Source organism: Micromonospora sp. CNZ297 (assembly GCF_007827625.1).
Map to the genome: position 1 here is coordinate 169,929 of NZ_VISU01000002.1, position 13,847 is coordinate 183,775.

At 74.7% G+C, this 13,847-nt stretch carries 31 protein-coding genes; all 31 read left to right on the top strand.

From position 1 onward, the window contains the following. Positions 1-108 precede the first annotated feature (108 nt). The 31 genes from FB454_RS04110 (at position 109) to FB454_RS04250 (ending at position 13,820) form a co-directional block, all read left to right on the top strand. Complete coding sequence (locus FB454_RS04110) at positions 109-1,731, top strand: hypothetical protein (protein ID WP_145822500.1); 1,623 nt, start codon at positions 109-111, stop codon at positions 1,729-1,731. Between the two features lie 79 nt (positions 1,732-1,810). Continuing rightward, positions 1,811-2,128, top strand: coding sequence for a hypothetical protein (locus FB454_RS04115; RefSeq protein WP_145822501.1), 318 nt, complete (start codon positions 1,811-1,813; stop codon positions 2,126-2,128). After that, positions 2,125-2,478 (top strand): hypothetical protein, encoded by a 354-nt coding sequence (locus FB454_RS04120; protein WP_145822502.1) that lies wholly within the window; start codon positions 2,125-2,127, stop codon positions 2,476-2,478. The genes FB454_RS04115 and FB454_RS04120 overlap by 4 nt, the downstream gene beginning before the upstream one ends. Continuing rightward, complete coding sequence (locus FB454_RS04125; RefSeq protein ID WP_145822503.1) at positions 2,478-2,723, top strand: hypothetical protein; 246 nt, start codon at positions 2,478-2,480, stop codon at positions 2,721-2,723. The genes FB454_RS04120 and FB454_RS04125 overlap by 1 nt, the downstream gene beginning before the upstream one ends. After that, positions 2,720-2,884, top strand: a complete 165-nt coding sequence (locus FB454_RS34755; RefSeq protein WP_186461520.1) for a hypothetical protein — start codon at positions 2,720-2,722, stop codon at positions 2,882-2,884. Before FB454_RS04125 ends, FB454_RS34755 begins: the two co-directional genes overlap by 4 nt. Next, on the top strand, positions 2,881-3,477 hold the full coding sequence (locus FB454_RS35260) for a hypothetical protein (protein WP_486485394.1): 597 nt from the start codon (positions 2,881-2,883) through the stop codon (positions 3,475-3,477). The genes FB454_RS34755 and FB454_RS35260 overlap by 4 nt, the downstream gene beginning before the upstream one ends. Then, a complete protein-coding gene (locus FB454_RS04135; protein WP_145822504.1) occupies positions 3,467-3,676 on the top strand; it encodes a hypothetical protein in 210 nt (69 codons plus the stop codon). Before FB454_RS35260 ends, FB454_RS04135 begins: the two co-directional genes overlap by 11 nt. Then, positions 3,669-4,025 carry a DUF6197 family protein gene (locus FB454_RS04140; RefSeq protein ID WP_145822505.1) on the top strand — a complete coding sequence of 119 codons (357 nt, stop codon included), beginning with the start codon at positions 3,669-3,671 and terminating at the stop codon, positions 4,023-4,025. Before FB454_RS04135 ends, FB454_RS04140 begins: the two co-directional genes overlap by 8 nt. After that, complete coding sequence (locus FB454_RS04145) at positions 4,022-5,065, top strand: YqaJ viral recombinase family protein (protein ID WP_186461523.1); 1,044 nt, start codon at positions 4,022-4,024, stop codon at positions 5,063-5,065. The genes FB454_RS04140 and FB454_RS04145 overlap by 4 nt, the downstream gene beginning before the upstream one ends. Further along, positions 5,062-5,448 carry a hypothetical protein gene (locus FB454_RS04150; RefSeq protein ID WP_145822507.1) on the top strand — a complete coding sequence of 129 codons (387 nt, stop codon included), beginning with the start codon at positions 5,062-5,064 and terminating at the stop codon, positions 5,446-5,448. The genes FB454_RS04145 and FB454_RS04150 overlap by 4 nt, the downstream gene beginning before the upstream one ends. After that, positions 5,438-5,581 (top strand): hypothetical protein, encoded by a 144-nt coding sequence (locus FB454_RS34760; protein ID WP_162881454.1) that lies wholly within the window; start codon positions 5,438-5,440, stop codon positions 5,579-5,581. The genes FB454_RS04150 and FB454_RS34760 overlap by 11 nt, the downstream gene beginning before the upstream one ends. Further along, entirely contained in the window at positions 5,562-5,783 is a 222-nt protein-coding gene (locus tag FB454_RS04155; protein ID WP_145822508.1) for a hypothetical protein, read from the top strand. Before FB454_RS34760 ends, FB454_RS04155 begins: the two co-directional genes overlap by 20 nt. Beyond that, the gene (locus FB454_RS04160; RefSeq protein WP_145822509.1) at positions 5,773-6,702 is read left to right on the top strand and encodes a recombinase RecT; all 930 of its coding nucleotides are present in this window, start codon (positions 5,773-5,775) and stop codon (positions 6,700-6,702) included. Before FB454_RS04155 ends, FB454_RS04160 begins: the two co-directional genes overlap by 11 nt. Next, positions 6,699-6,914: a hypothetical protein gene (locus FB454_RS04165; RefSeq protein ID WP_145822510.1), complete on the top strand. Its 216-nt coding sequence runs from the start codon at positions 6,699-6,701 to the stop codon at positions 6,912-6,914. The genes FB454_RS04160 and FB454_RS04165 overlap by 4 nt, the downstream gene beginning before the upstream one ends. Next, positions 6,911-7,381: a DUF3846 domain-containing protein gene (locus FB454_RS04170; protein ID WP_145822511.1), complete on the top strand. Its 471-nt coding sequence runs from the start codon at positions 6,911-6,913 to the stop codon at positions 7,379-7,381. Before FB454_RS04165 ends, FB454_RS04170 begins: the two co-directional genes overlap by 4 nt. Next, positions 7,378-7,668: a hypothetical protein gene (locus tag FB454_RS04175; protein WP_145822512.1), complete on the top strand. Its 291-nt coding sequence runs from the start codon at positions 7,378-7,380 to the stop codon at positions 7,666-7,668. Before FB454_RS04170 ends, FB454_RS04175 begins: the two co-directional genes overlap by 4 nt. A gap of 145 nt (positions 7,669-7,813) precedes the next feature. Beyond that, a complete protein-coding gene (locus tag FB454_RS04180) occupies positions 7,814-8,410 on the top strand; it encodes a crossover junction endodeoxyribonuclease RuvC (protein ID WP_186461525.1) in 597 nt (198 codons plus the stop codon). Next, a complete protein-coding gene (locus FB454_RS04185) occupies positions 8,407-8,649 on the top strand; it encodes a hypothetical protein (protein WP_145822514.1) in 243 nt (80 codons plus the stop codon). Before FB454_RS04180 ends, FB454_RS04185 begins: the two co-directional genes overlap by 4 nt. A 34-nt stretch (positions 8,650-8,683) precedes the next feature. Next, complete coding sequence (locus FB454_RS04190; protein ID WP_145822515.1) at positions 8,684-9,004, top strand: hypothetical protein; 321 nt, start codon at positions 8,684-8,686, stop codon at positions 9,002-9,004. Then, complete coding sequence (locus FB454_RS04195) at positions 9,001-9,453, top strand: hypothetical protein (protein ID WP_145822516.1); 453 nt, start codon at positions 9,001-9,003, stop codon at positions 9,451-9,453. Before FB454_RS04190 ends, FB454_RS04195 begins: the two co-directional genes overlap by 4 nt. Then, positions 9,450-9,770 (top strand): DUF6197 family protein, encoded by a 321-nt coding sequence (locus FB454_RS04200; protein WP_145822517.1) that lies wholly within the window; start codon positions 9,450-9,452, stop codon positions 9,768-9,770. Before FB454_RS04195 ends, FB454_RS04200 begins: the two co-directional genes overlap by 4 nt. Next, positions 9,767-10,069, top strand: a complete 303-nt coding sequence (locus tag FB454_RS04205) for a hypothetical protein (protein WP_145822518.1) — start codon at positions 9,767-9,769, stop codon at positions 10,067-10,069. Before FB454_RS04200 ends, FB454_RS04205 begins: the two co-directional genes overlap by 4 nt. Continuing rightward, positions 10,069-10,503 carry a hypothetical protein gene (locus FB454_RS04210; protein WP_145822519.1) on the top strand — a complete coding sequence of 145 codons (435 nt, stop codon included), beginning with the start codon at positions 10,069-10,071 and terminating at the stop codon, positions 10,501-10,503. The genes FB454_RS04205 and FB454_RS04210 overlap by 1 nt, the downstream gene beginning before the upstream one ends. Next, complete coding sequence (locus FB454_RS04215) at positions 10,503-10,865, top strand: hypothetical protein (RefSeq protein ID WP_145822520.1); 363 nt, start codon at positions 10,503-10,505, stop codon at positions 10,863-10,865. Before FB454_RS04210 ends, FB454_RS04215 begins: the two co-directional genes overlap by 1 nt. Then, positions 10,862-12,016, top strand: coding sequence for a hypothetical protein (locus FB454_RS35265; protein WP_435817923.1), 1,155 nt, complete (start codon positions 10,862-10,864; stop codon positions 12,014-12,016). The genes FB454_RS04215 and FB454_RS35265 overlap by 4 nt, the downstream gene beginning before the upstream one ends. Continuing rightward, the gene (locus FB454_RS04230) at positions 12,013-12,510 is read left to right on the top strand and encodes a hypothetical protein (protein WP_145822523.1); all 498 of its coding nucleotides are present in this window, start codon (positions 12,013-12,015) and stop codon (positions 12,508-12,510) included. The genes FB454_RS35265 and FB454_RS04230 overlap by 4 nt, the downstream gene beginning before the upstream one ends. Before the next feature lie 10 nt (positions 12,511-12,520). After that, entirely contained in the window at positions 12,521-12,718 is a 198-nt protein-coding gene (locus FB454_RS04235; protein ID WP_145822524.1) for a hypothetical protein, read from the top strand. Next, positions 12,715-12,849 carry a hypothetical protein gene (locus FB454_RS35270; RefSeq protein ID WP_357087273.1) on the top strand — a complete coding sequence of 45 codons (135 nt, stop codon included), beginning with the start codon at positions 12,715-12,717 and terminating at the stop codon, positions 12,847-12,849. Before FB454_RS04235 ends, FB454_RS35270 begins: the two co-directional genes overlap by 4 nt. Then, the gene (locus tag FB454_RS04240) at positions 12,846-13,160 is read left to right on the top strand and encodes a hypothetical protein (protein ID WP_145822525.1); all 315 of its coding nucleotides are present in this window, start codon (positions 12,846-12,848) and stop codon (positions 13,158-13,160) included. The genes FB454_RS35270 and FB454_RS04240 overlap by 4 nt, the downstream gene beginning before the upstream one ends. 3 nt (positions 13,161-13,163) lie before the next feature. Continuing rightward, positions 13,164-13,574 (top strand): DUF6085 family protein, encoded by a 411-nt coding sequence (locus FB454_RS04245; protein ID WP_145822526.1) that lies wholly within the window; start codon positions 13,164-13,166, stop codon positions 13,572-13,574. Between the two features lie 3 nt (positions 13,575-13,577). Beyond that, positions 13,578-13,820 carry a hypothetical protein gene (locus FB454_RS04250; protein WP_145822527.1) on the top strand — a complete coding sequence of 81 codons (243 nt, stop codon included), beginning with the start codon at positions 13,578-13,580 and terminating at the stop codon, positions 13,818-13,820. Positions 13,821-13,847 lie beyond the last annotated feature (27 nt).

Sequence of the window (13,847 nt, forward strand, 5' to 3'; positions counted from 1 at the left end):
CCAGGGGTGCCTGCGGTGCCCGCCCTTGGCCGCTGATCCGGCAGCGCGCGGGCGGACCCCACCGCCGGCACCCCACCCCCAGCCCTTCCGTAGAGGACGTGATCAGAGATGACCAAGGTCGCCCCCGTCGAGGTCGTGTACCAGCAGCTGCCCGGCCCGACCGACGAACCGATCTCCCCCGCCCTGCTCGCCGAGGTGACCGGCATGGGCTACTCCACCGTCACCCGCCACCTGCGCGCGCTCGCCGCGGCGGGCCGCGCCGACAAGGTGGACCCGACCGAGCGCGGCGCGCCGGTGCTGTGGTTCCGCCTCGCCCCCGCCTCGCCCCCGCAGACTCCGGCCCGTCAGGAACCGGTCCGACCGACCGCTGCCGCCCAACCTGACGGGCCGGGCCAGCACCCGCAGTCGCGAGCGGGTGACCCGGCCGACGCCCGGCCGGTAACCGCACCGCAGGCCGATTCGCGCGAGCCTGCGACGGCAGCCGACGCGGAGAATCGCGGCTCCGCTGAGGCAGGCGAGCCGGCTGGTCCGGCGGTGGAGCTTCCCTCGCCGCCGGACCAGCCCGACCCGGACGACGTCGTCGCCGACCTGGTCGACGCCATCCGCGCCGACCTCGGCACCGCCGACGGCCCCGTGCCGCCGGTGCCCCTCACGGGCGACGACCCGCGCCCGGTGTCCGCCACGCCCGCCTCGGGTGGTGTCGCCGAGGTGGCCGAGTGGATGCAGTCGGCCCGGCCGGTGTCGCCCGCCCCGGTGGACGTCGTGGCGCCGCCGCCGGACCGGCTCACCGAGGCCGAGGCCCGCGCGCTGACCGCGGAGATCCGCGCCCGGGTCACCGACCTGTTGCCGCTGATCAAGACGGCGTTCCAGCGACGCGCCGACCTCGCGCTGGGGTACCCGTCGTGGGCGGCGTACTGCGACGCGGAGCTGCGCGGCTTGCGAATGCCGCTGGAGGAACGGCAGGCCGCGACGGCTGCTCTGCACGCCGAGGGCATGTCGACCCGGGCCATCGCCGGCGCGCTGGGCACCTCCGACGCGACCGTGCGCCGGGACCTGCGGGACGCAGGCGCGACGGATGACGCACCTGAGCGAGTTGTCGGGCTGGACGGTAAGCGGTACGCGTCCACCCGGCCGATGACGGCTGCCGAGGCTGGCGACCTGGCCCCGGCAGATGCGGGCGGTGAGGGGCCGGACACGAGCGGTCCCGTTGACGCCTCCGCAGCCCCGGCCGCGCCCGTGGGGGCGGGCGCGGCCGGGGTCTCCCCGCAGGTCGACACGGCCGCCGTGGACTCCGACGACCCGGCCCCGGCGGATGAGGTGGACGACGCGGCGGGCGAGACCCGGCCGCCGACCGGTGCCGCCTCAGCCCTCTCCCCGGCCGACCCGGCCGGGGAGGGGGGCACCCCCGACCCGTACATCACCGACCCGCAGCAGCGGGCCGCGTGGGTCGCGGACAACGCCCCCGGCTACGTGCGAGTGATCGACGGGGAGGCCACGGAAACGGCCGTCGACCCGCACGACCCGGGACCGGTGCCCGAGCCGTCCGCACCCGACGCGGTGCTGCGCGACCGGATCGAGAACGCCCTCACGCAGATCGAAATGCACATCGGCGACCTGGCCACCTGGCTGCACCAGGCGGGCGGCCACGCCCCGGCGTGGAAGCACGCGGTGCGCACGCAGCGCCAGTCGCTCGACCAGCTGATCCGCCGTCTCGACGACATCGACGGCTAGCAGAGATTCCGGTGCGGGCGCCCGCGACGTAGGACTCCGGGCGCCCGTGCCGGCCACCAGAACCGGAAGGCATCCTCTCATGACCCAGCAGTCCATCCCCCCGCCGCTACCCGCCGGCACGATCCGCCTGGCCGAACAGACCGCGCTGGAGACACAGCCCGCCGTCTGCGACCGGCACCCGTCCGCCACCGCGCTGGTGATGGTGGAGTCCCCGTGGTTCGCCGGCCGCCCCTACGGCACCCGGGCCGACGGCCCGAAACGGCAGCTGACCCTGTGCGGGCACTGCTACGAGCGGCACGCCCTGGTCCTCGACGTCGGCGGCTGGTCGGTGGTCGCCGACACCCGGCCCCGCCTGTACGCGGAGGAAGACGCCCGCCGGCGGGGGTGTGCGCGGTGACCGGCCACACCCGTCCCCGCCCGGCGCGGCCGTTCACCGCGCCCCGCCCGGCCGCCCGCCCGGCCCCGGCCCGCCGGCCGCGCCGCACCCTGCGCCGCGCTGTCGGGCACGCCGCGGCGACGGCCACGACGGTGGCCGTCGGCGCCGCCGCGGTGGTGTGGCTCGCCGCGCACGGCCGGCTCCCGCAGGCGGGCATCGCCGCGCTGGTCGTCGTCGGCTACCTGCTGGCCGAGGTGCTGCTGTTCCTGCGCCGCCACCCGGCCCAGCGGCCCACCACCGCCGGTCCCCTCGCGGACTACACGCCGCAGACCGTCGACCGGCATCAGCAGTGGTGGGAGGTGACCCACTGATGACCGACTACCCGACGACGCCGTGCGGGTCGTGCAAGAAGCCGGTGATCTGGACGGTCACCGCCAACGGCAAGCGGCTGCCCGTCGACGCGACGCCCACCTCGGACGGCACGGTCGCGCTGACCGCCGCCGGCAACCAGGTCCGGTCCCGGGTGGTGGAGGTCAAGTTCCGGTTCGGGCGCCGGGACCTGCACAAGGCCCATTTCAGCAGCTGCCCGCAGGCGAACACGTGGAGGCGACGGTGACCCCGACGACGAACGGGCCGGTGGAGTTCCCGCCCACGGTGGTCGCGGCCACCGGCTGCCCGCACTACGTCAGCACCACCCACCCGGGCACCTGCTGCCGCTGGTGCACGGTGCGGCCCGTGGTACCGGCCGGTGCCCGGCGCGGAGGGGACCGGCGATGATCGGGCACCCGCTGGTGGCGGAATCCTGGCAGTCCTGCGGGGCCTGCCCGGAGCAGTACGAGGGCCGCCTGACCGACGGCCGGCACTTCTACTTCCGGTTGCGTCATGGCCTGGCCCAGCTGGGCGTCGGGCACACCTTCGACGCGGCCGTCCGCAGCACCGTCGGCGCGTCCCGGGTGGAGACGGCCGTCGACACGCAGGGCGGCGGCGCGTTCGATAGCACCGCGCAGCGAGACGACGTGTTCGCCGAGCTGCTGGAGCGGTGGACCGCCGCCGAGGCCGCACCGGACGTCACCGACCCGCAGACCCGCCGGCCGCGGCTGCTGGCCACGATGTGCGGCACGTGCGTGTTCCGGCCGGGCAACCTCATGCACCTGCGGCCCGGCCGCCTGGCCGACCTGGTGCGCACCACCCTGGCCCGGGACAGCTTCATCGTCTGTCACTCCACCCTGCCGGGCCTGGCCCCGGCCGGGTACGCGCCCGCGATCTGCCGCGGCTTCGCCGACCGCTACTCCACCAACGCCCTGCGGGTCATGGGCCGGCTGCGCGCGTTCGTCGAGGTCACCCCACCGGAGGCCGGTCATGTTGCGTAGCCGTCTCACCGCGGCGCTGGCCGCCCGCCGCGACAACGACGTGGTCGCCGACGTCGGCGGCTGCCGGGTGCCGGTCGTCGCCGTCGACTACTGCCCCCTCGGTGACCAGATCGTGTTGCGCCTGGACCCCGACGAAGTGGCCGCCGTGCTCGCCGCGGCGGCCGAACCGACCGACCCGGAAGGGAACGGCAATGAGTGACACCCTGACCGTGCTGCCGCCGGACACCCCGGCCGCGGACATTCTCACCGCCGCCGCCGACGTCATCGCGCAGCGCGGCAAGTGCACCGGCGACTACACCGACGAGCAGGGCCGGGTGTGCGCGCTGGGGGCGCTGCGGCTGGTCCTCACCGGCGAGGCCATGCCGCGGCCGTTCGACGACCGTGACCGGCAGGTCGCGTACCTCGACGCCATGCAGGCCCTCGGCCGGCACCTGGAGGCCGTCGACGCCAACGCCCCCGCGATCTACGAGTGGTCGGACGCGTCCACGCAGGACCAGGTGGTCGCCGCAATGCGCGCCGCCGCCAACCGTGCGCGGGTGACCCGGTGAAACCGAAGACGGTCGTGCCGTTGACCAACGGCGACGCGAAGAAAGCGGTCGCCCGGTTCGGGCGGTCACCCCGGGTGCCGGGGGTGCCGCTGCTGCCGGTCGGCCCGGCCGAGGATGTGTGGCTGGCCGCCCGGCGGGCCGGGCCGGACGGCTACCGGGTCGGCGCGTCGGAGCTGGCCGCCGTGCTGGGGATCTCCCCGTACGCGTCCCCGTTCTCCCTGTGGTGGTCGAAACAGGACGGCTGGGACGCCGAACCGGCCAGCCGCCGGCAGCGCTACGGCCACGCGGTGGAGGACGGCATCGCCGGCCTGTTCGCCGAGGACCGGCCGGAGCTGCTGGTGTGCCGTCCCGGCGCCGGTCTGTGGGGGCATCCCGTCGAGCGGTGGCTGGTGGCCACCCCCGATTTCCTGGCTGTCGCCAGCGACGCCGACCCGGGCTGGCGTGACGACGCGACCGGCCTCACCTCCGGGCCCCTGCCCGGGGTGCACGTCGAGCCGGTGGAGTGCAAGTCCGACGACGGCGGCAAGGGCTGGGGCAAGCCCGGCACCGACCAGGTGCCCCCGCACCACCGGGTGCAGCTGCTGGTGCAGTGCGAAATCCTCGGCGCGCCGCGCGGCTGGCTGGTCCGCAAGGAACACGCCTACGTCGTGGAGTACGACGCCGCGGCCCGCACCGAGATGGCGGCGTGGCTCGCCGAGGGCCGGTCGTTCGTCGTGTCGCTGGAGACGGGCATCAGCCCCGACATCGACGGTCACGACGCGACCACCGACACCCTCACCCAGCTGCACCCGGCGGTCGAGGAAGGCGCCGAGGAACCGATCCCGGCCGCGCTGGCCGCGGAGTTCCGCGCCGCCCTGGACGCCCTGGACGCGGCGAAGGACCGGGCCGAGGAAGCGAAGAACCGGCTGCGGGACCGGATGGGCGCGGCGCAGTTCGCCGTCGACGCCGACGGCCGCCGCCTCGCGCAGCGGCTGATCTACAAGCGACGCGCCTACGAGGTGCCGGCCGGGATGGTCGACCAGATCAGGAGGACGAAGTGAAGCACACCAGCGGCAAGGTGATCATTCGCGGTCGCCGCGGCGCAACCGAGGTGGTGGGCGTCGCCGAGAGCCGCCGCCCCCCGACCGGGCTGCCGGGGCCGCACCGGCTGGACCCGGCGGTGGCGTCCCGGCTCGCCGGGGCCCGCGCCCGCCACGCCCCCGGTCTGGACTACGTGGCGCGGCTGGGGGTCTACCAGGAGCAGAACGGCCCGCCCTACACCCTGACGGCACGCCAGCGGCGGCGGCTGAACCACAAGGCCGGCCACCAGGAGGCGCAGGCCCGCGGCGCGATCCTGCGCCGGGCGGAGCTGCCCAGGGCGGACATGGCCGACGCCCGCTACGTCGACGACCCGTGGCGGGGAGGTGCCGGCGATGCCCGGTGACGACCGGCAGCAGCAGTGGGCGAGGCGGCGTCGCGCCAGCCGTAAGCAGCGCCGGCAGCTGGCCCGGCTGCGGCGCATTCGCGACGACGTGGCCGCGAAGGGTGGTGGCCGTCGTGGAGACCGAGCCGCGTGACCTGACCCCCGAGGTGCTGCGGGTGGACCTGGTGGTCGTGCTGGAGCGCATCGGCCCGATCCGCCGGGACCGGTCGACGGTGGTCACCGCGCTGCGGCGGCTGCTGTGCCGGCGGCAGACGGTGTGGGCCGGCACCGATTTCAAGCAGACGGCCTACCGGGTCGTGTCGATCGAGGAAGGGAAGTCCAGCGATGCCGGATGAGGCAACGACGACGCCCGGCGCGGACGTCGCGCTCAAGAAGAAGGGCACCCTGTCCGACTTCATCGCCAGCTACGAGGGTGACTTCGCCGCGGTGGTGCCCCGGCACGTCAACGTGGAGGCGTTCGTCGGCCTGGCCGCCGCCTATGTGCGCCGCGACCAGTACCTGCGGGCCGCGGCCAGCGTCAACCCGGCGTCGCTGATCCTGGCGTTGCGGGAGTGCGCGGCGCTGGGGCACGTGCCGACGCCGAAGGTGTTCGCGCTGACCGCGTTCAACGACCGCAACGCCCCGGGCGGCAAGCGGATCGTGGGGATCGAGACGTACCACGGGGTCATCGAGCGGATGTTCCGCGGCGGCGGGGTGCAGGCCGTGCACGTGGAGGTCGGCCGGGAGAACGACCCGGTGCTGCGGTTCAACAGCACCCGCGACCGCCTGCCGGTGCACGAGTACGACGAGTTCGCCGCCCCGGAGGACCGCGGCCCGCTGAAGGCGGTCTACGCGTGGGCGACGCTGATGGGCGGCGCCACGTCGCAGGTGATCTGGCTGAACCGGCACGACGTGGCCCGTATCCGCGCCATGTCGAAGTCGATCAACCCGCGTAACGGGCCGCCGGGCGGGAACTTCTGGGGGCCGCCGTGGCCGGATGAGGGACCGAACACGGTGCCGATGTGGAAGAAGTCGGCGCTGCACCGGCTGGAGACGTTCGTGCCGACCTCGGCGGAGTACCGGTGGCAGGTCGCGTCGTCGGAGGCGGGCGCGTCCAGGGGCTTCACCGGTATCCCGGACCGGCCGGTGCGGGAGTTCGGGCCGTCGCCGGACGACGTGGTCGACGCGGAGCTGGTCGACGACCAGTCCGGCCCCGCCGACCCGGACTGGTCGGACGTCGAGACCCGTCAGCCCGGATCGGGGTCCCCGGCGTGATCGAGGACTGGACGGTCACCGACTCGTTCGGGCAGATCCGCACCTTCACCGACAAGGGGCCGGCGTGCGCGTTCGCGGTGCGTAACGCCCGCGCCGACCGCGCCACGGTGGTCATCGCCCCCGACGGGGAACGCACGCTGGTGCTGCGGGTCGACCCGGCGGTGGAGGTCCACGCCGTGCGCCGGCTGACCGGCTGGGGGACGACGCCGTGACCTACCTGGTGATCGACCCCGACGGGGCGCTGCACGTGCGTGACCGGCCGCCGACCCTCGACGCGATCAACGCGGAGGTCGGTGACGGCGGCACCGACCGGGTGCCCCTCGGCGTGAACGCCCGCGGGTTCGTCAACGACGTCGGCCACCTCGCGGGGCTGCCCCGCAACGTGGTCGGGTCGCTGCTGCTCATGTGCTGCGGCGCCGCCCACCAGCCGTACGCCGGTCCCGTCGTGGTCGTCGGCTGGGACCGGCACGCCTGGGACGGCACCGAGATCCGGCCGCTGCCGCCGCAGCTGCTGGAGGCCCTGCGGGGCCTGCACGCCGACATCCGGACGGTCGTCGACGGCGGCGTCCCCCGCGACCGGTGCGACCCGCTGTGGGTCGCGCAGGTACGCGAGGCAGCCGCGTTCGTCGCCACCGCCGACACCCCGACCATGACGATCCACCGAGGACTGCCGACATGACCGACCCGCACTACTCCGCCGCCTACCTGGCGCAGCCACACGTCCAGGCCGTCGTCGACCAGCGGCGCGCCGAGGTGACCGACCTCGCCGGGCAGGTGCGCCGGCACCACGACGACGGCTGCCCGGCCACGTCGGCGTGCCCCGGCACCCCGCTGACCGGCCGTCTCGCGGGCATGTGCGAGCACCACCGGTTCGACCTGCTGGTGGCCGCGCTGATCCTGCTGGCCGAGAAGACCGCCGAGGTCCGGTCGCTGCGCGGGCAGCTCGGCATCCAGGGGGCCGTGTGAAGACCCGGTCGTGCTGCCGGTGCGGGTCCGGCGTGGCCCCGCTGACCGAGTCGCGGCGTCACGCCGGGCAGCGGTGGGTGTGCGTCAACGCCCACGCCTGCCGCCGCCGCGTGCACCGCCGGGACATCCGAAGGAGGCGGCAGCGGTGACCGCCACGACCGTCATCGGGATCGACGCGGCCCTGGCGGCCACCGGCGTGGCCGTGTGGCGGTACCGGCCGCCCGGCCCCGGCCGGTTCTACCTCGACACCGTGCGCACCAGCGCGGACACGACACCGCGGCCGGCGCGGTGGGCGCAGATCACCGCGCCGATCTGGCCGTGCGTCACCACCAACACCCTCGCGGTCGTCGAGGCCGTGTTCCAGGGCGCGAAGGGCGACACGGCGCTGCGGCTGGCCGAGCTGCACGGCGTCATCCTCGACGGCCTGCACCGCCGCGGCGTGCCGTACGTGGTCGTCAACGACAAGCAGCTGAAGAAGTACGCCACCGGCTCGGGCGCGGCCGACAAAGACCTGATGCTGGCCACCGCCCGCAGCCAGCTCGGCGAGGCCGCCGCGTTCCCCGCCGACCACGACCAGGCCGACGCGCTGTGGCTGCTGGTCATGGGCCTGCACCGGTACGGCCGGCAGGTGCTGCCCGGCCCGGTCCCGCGGTGGCGGGCCAAGGTGCTGGCGGACATCACCTGGCCGTCCGGGTTCCGCCTGCACCCCGACACCGACCCGGCGAGGGAGACGACACCGTGACCGATCGCAACGACGCGCACGACGTCGCCGGGTGGGTGGCCGAGCTGGACCAGCAGTGCGCGCTGGTGCGGGACCTGGCGGCCCGGGTGCGCCGGCACTGGAACGACGACAGCGGCTGCCCGCTGCCGCGGTGCCCCAGCGCCTCCCTGACCGTCCTGCTGGAGACGGCGCCCGCCGACACCGTGCGGGCCCTGCTGCTGACCGCGCTGGTGCTGCCGGCCAGCCCTCGCCGGGCCTGACACCGGCCCCTGACACCCCACCGGAGACGAACCCATGCTGATGATCGGCGGTCCCCGCCACGGCAGCGACATCCCCGTTGACGACACCACCACCTCCTACGTGGACATCGTCACCGCCACCACCTACCACCGGCGCCGGTTCGTGCGGGTGTTCCCGCACCCGGTCACCGGCCAGCCCGCCCACGCGTTCGCGCAGGAACTGCTGGTCCACGAGTCGGTGCCCGGCCACGTGCAGGCGCAGATGGGCGTGGCTGACCTGCTCATCGCCCGCTGGTTCCGGGAGGAAGGCACCGAAGTGCCCCTCGACCAGGCCCCCGGCCTGACCACCACCACGCAGGAAGGACCCACCCCATGACGGCTGTCACGATCTCGGGCACGTTCAGCAAGGACGAACGGCCCAACAACGGCCTGGAACGCATCGCCGACGACCTGATCCGTAACCAGCTCGGCCGCCACGTGGTGGTCGGCATCGTGCAATTCGCCGGCGCGACGATCCCCGGCCCGGGGGAACCGCTGTCGCCGCGGGTCAAGTTCCTGGCGATCGAACCGCTGGCCGACGACGCGGCCGAGCAGGGCCGGCAGATGCTCGACCAGGCCCGCAAGCTGGTCAACCTCGGGCCGGTCGCGGAGACCCTGTTCGACGCGGTCGCCGACGTCGACGACCGGCCCGGCGTCGACCCGGGCCCCTCGGCCGCCGGCGGGAACCTGCCCGGCGCGGACGAGCCCACCATCCCGGGCGTCGACCCGGACGACGGGCCGGTGTCGGAGCGCCGCCGCGACGAGTGGCTGGACGGGCCGAAGTGAGCCCGGCGGACATCCTCACCGGCGCCGCGACGCTGATCGAGGCCCGCGGCAAGTGCGTACGGGAGTACCGCGACGACGACGGCCGGTTGTGCACGGTCGGCGCGATGCGGGAGGTCGCGTTCGGCAACGCGCTGACCGCGCCGACCCACCACGGGGTCGACGCGGCGGCGCGGCAGCAGTACCTGACCGCGCACCAGGCCATCCAGAACGGCATCGGCGACCGGTCGGTGACCAACTGGAGCGACGACCAGCCGGCCGAGGTGGTCGTGGCCACGCTGCGCGCGACCGCCGCCGAGCTGGCGGGGGCCCGGTCGTGAACGCGTTCACCGCCGCGTGGATCGCGGTGGCCGCCGCCGTGGTGGTCATCGAGACGGTGGCGCTGCTGAACACCCGCCACGGCGACACCCTGTCGGAACACGTATGGGCCTGGCTGGGGGTGCGGCGCCCGCAGGACGGACGCCGGCCGGTGGTCATCCCGCAGGACGACGGCGGCCCCGCCCTGGTGGTGCCGCCGCTGAAGGTCACCCCGACGTGGACGCTGCGGCTGGCCCGCACGGTGGTGCTGTGCGGCGGGGTGTGGCTGATCGCGCACTTCCTGACCGGCGGGTGGCTGTGATGGCCGCGCCCGACCTGGCCACCGTGCTGGTGCTGTCCGGCGCCGCCGGCGTGGCCGCCCGCACCGACCTGACCCACGCCCCGGCCGAGTTCCGCGGCCGGGTCGTCGACGACTGGACGGTGCGGCCCGTCGACGGCGAGCCGGTGGGCGTGGTGGTCGTGAAGCCGCCGTGCGGCCCGCACATGCTGACAATCACCCGGCTGACCGACCAGGAGCCGGGCGGCGTCGCGTTCCTGCTGGTGCAGCCGCTGGACGTGACCACCGCACAGCAGGCCCGGGAAGCAGCGCGGCACCTGATGCGGGCCGTCGTGCACGGCACCCTGCCGGGCGTCCCGGCCGGCGACGACGACCACGCCCACTGGCAGGCGTGCGCGGCCGTCGTGTCCCGCATCGTCGTGCGGGCGTGGCCACCCGAACAACCGAAGGGACGGTGATGCCCGATCAGGAGACGCTGCCCGGAACCGGGCGCATCCCGTTCAACCCGCTCGACCACGGCCTGTACCGGCACCTGGTCGACAGCGACGGAGTCATCGTGCACGGCGCCTGGCTGCGCGCGTGCGCGACCGGGGAGTTCGTCGGCACGTGCCGGCAGTGCGGGGACTACCTGATCCCCGCGCGCCCGGATGAGGTCACGTCCCAGCGCATCGACTACGAGGCGGCGTGCCGCCGTCGGCAGACCATCACGGTCGTCGACGGGGTGCGCCGCCTCGACGGTTGCGGCTGGCGGCTGATCGCCGCCGGTGGCCGCACGTTCACGCGGTCATCGCGCCGGTCGGAAAGGAGAGGCAGGAGATGAACGGTGGTGGCCACCCCGAGGACATGCACGCCACCGTGCCGCACCAGGAACCGGCGCCGCCCGGCGACGTCGCCGCCGGCGTCGACCGGTTCGAGTGGGAGCGCATCATCCGGTCGATCCGGTGGAAGGGCGTCATCCGGGTGTCGTCGAACCTCGGCAAGGACGGCCGGCCGACCCGCGGCGCGGTCAGCCCGGCAGCTGTGCGGGCGGTCGCGTTCGTGCTCGCGCAGCACGCCGACCCGGACGGCACGAACGTGCGGCCCGGTGACGCCCTGGTCGCCGCCCTCGCCGAGGTCGACATCAAGCAGGTCAAGGCGGTACGCGCGGCGCTGCTGGCGCACGGCCTGCTGACGTTCGTGGGGTCCGGGGCGCGCAGCCGCGGCGAGGGCAACCACTACCGGCTGACCCGCCCGGCCGACTTGCTGGCCCGGTTCACCTATTGGGGTCCGATGGAACTGCGGGCGGCCACGGAGGACATCCGGCGCAGGAACCGGCGCGACCGAAAGAGGTCCGACGGACCCGGTACGGACACGCCCGTTCAGGGTCCGACGGACCCGGTACAGCCCGCCGCCGCGGCCAGTCGTACAGGGTCCGATGGACCCGCGGAAAACCGCCGTACAGGGTCCGATGGACCGGCCGTACAGGGTCCGATGGACCGCTATACCAACCAGGACCACCCACCAACCCCTACCAATACCGGGGCTGATGTTCGTACGGCCGTCACTGTGGCGCGCGCCCGCGACGCCGTACCCGAACCCGACCCGCCCGACGGTGACAGCAGACCCGACCCGCCGCCGCTGCGGCTGATCACCGGGCAGGGCCTTGCACCCCACCCGCGCACCACCGCACAGCACGCCCTGTGGCCCGCACCCGTGCCCACCCCGGAGGTGACGACCGTGAACGCCGAACAGGCCAAGGCCCACATCCGCGAGACGCTGCGCGGGCACCGCCGCGCCAGCCTGTCCCGCTACACCCGCACCAGCCCGCCGCCGGTGCCCCGGACCGACGCGCCGCCCCCGGCCCCGCCCACCCGCGGGTACGGGCTGTGCATCACCTGCCACCTCACCGGGCATCCCGGCGTCGTCGCCGCCGACCCCGTCAACGGCGACGCCTGCCCCACCCACCTCCACGAACGGAACGCCGCCTCATGACCCACGACGACGCGACCTGGCGGGCCGCCGCCGCCAGCTGCCCCGGCTACGCCACCTACCCCGACACGCCGCCCGGCGACCCCAGCTGGTGGCGCCGCACCGGCACCGCGCCGTGGCGGCCCGCCGCGTTCACCACCACCGACCCCGGCCCGCTCGACGACCCCGCGACCACCCCGCCGGCGCGTCGAGTCCCCACCGACCCGTTCAGGGCCCCTGAGACGCCCGCAGACGCCGCACCCACCCCGACACCCGCGCCGAGGCCCGCCAGCGCCGCCACGGACACACCACCGGCCCCGCCGCCCCCGTCCGCGCCGCTGCCCGAACACACCGCCGCACCGGGTGAGGCCCTGCCGCCGCTGCCCGACTCCGCGTACCCGCCCGGCGCCGCAGCCCTGCCACCACCGGCCGAACCGGCCAGCCCCGGCCCGCAAACCGTCGGCCGCCGCCAGCTCGACCCCGGATCACCGTGGCGGTGGATCCGCCAGTTCCTCTGACAGGAGACCCATGCCCTTGACCACCAAACGCCACCGCACCACCCGGCCGGCGTCGCGCACCGCCGACCAGGCGTACGTCAGCCAGTGCAAGCTGTGCCCCTACGGCGTGTTCGCCCACCAGCCCCACGTGTGGCTCACCGACCCCATCGGCTGGTCCCACGCCGACTGCGCGCAGCGGGCCGGCCTGACCACGACCACCACGACGTGACCCACCCCACCGACCGTCGGGACCGGGCCGCCTACCTGCGGTACGCCTGGCCGCACCTGATCCGCAGCCTGCGCACCCGCCCCCTGCGCGCCCGCCTGCTCGCCGACATCGTCAGGAGACGCAACCCGTGATCGTCACCGTCACCCACACCCTCATGGACGGCACCGTCGTCCGCTGGTACCCGGACAGCACCACCCTCGACCAGCTGCCCGCCGCCAAACCGCAGCTGTCCGCCTCCCGCAACGGCGTACTGATCGGCGGCTACCTCCACCAAGTGCCCGCCGACGTCCTCGCCCTCGCGCAGAACGTCCACACCAACCTGCACCACGACCACAACGCGCCCGTGCAGCACCTGGCCACCCACCGCCGCCGCGGCTGGGCCGGACCGTACGAACCCGTCACCCCGCCCGCGCAGCCGGCCGACCCCAGCACGGAAGGCTGACCGATGGCCACCCCGTACACCGATGCCGACGTCGACGACCTCCACGAGACGTTCGCCAAGGCGTGGACCCTGCACCTCGGCCAGCACCCGGGGCCCGACTGCCCGGCCGAGATGAACACCGAGGACTGCTGCGACCGGCACGGCCTGCGCGCCGCCCTCGACGCCCTGACCGCCGCCGGCCGCCTGGCGCCGGCCGACGACGACCCCCGGCACGTCATCGAGTTCCGGCCCGACGGGTGGACCCTGAAGCACCCGCTGAGCTGCCGCCTCGGCGACCTGTTCGGCTGCGCCGTCAACCAGGCCGCCGAAGACCTCGACGAGCCGCCGGCCGAACCCGGCCGGTACGCGGTGACCGTCGACGACATCGACGGTCACCTGCGGATCGGCGACCGCGTCGACCAGGCCGAGGGCTGACCGATGCTGACCGACGCCGAACACACCGCGATGGACCTCACCGCGCAGCTGTGGAACGCACTCTGCGCCATCGCTGGCGACGGCCCCGCCCGCGCCGGCGACCTCGCCGAGCTGGCCACGCACATCCACGCCATCCAGCACGCGATCATGGCGCAGGCCGCCGCCCGCGCCCACCCCGACCGGTACCGGCTGATGGGCGGCCACGGCATGCTCGGGGTGCGGGTCAGCGGAAGGACCGTCCCGTGACGATGACCCCGTACTACGCCGACAACA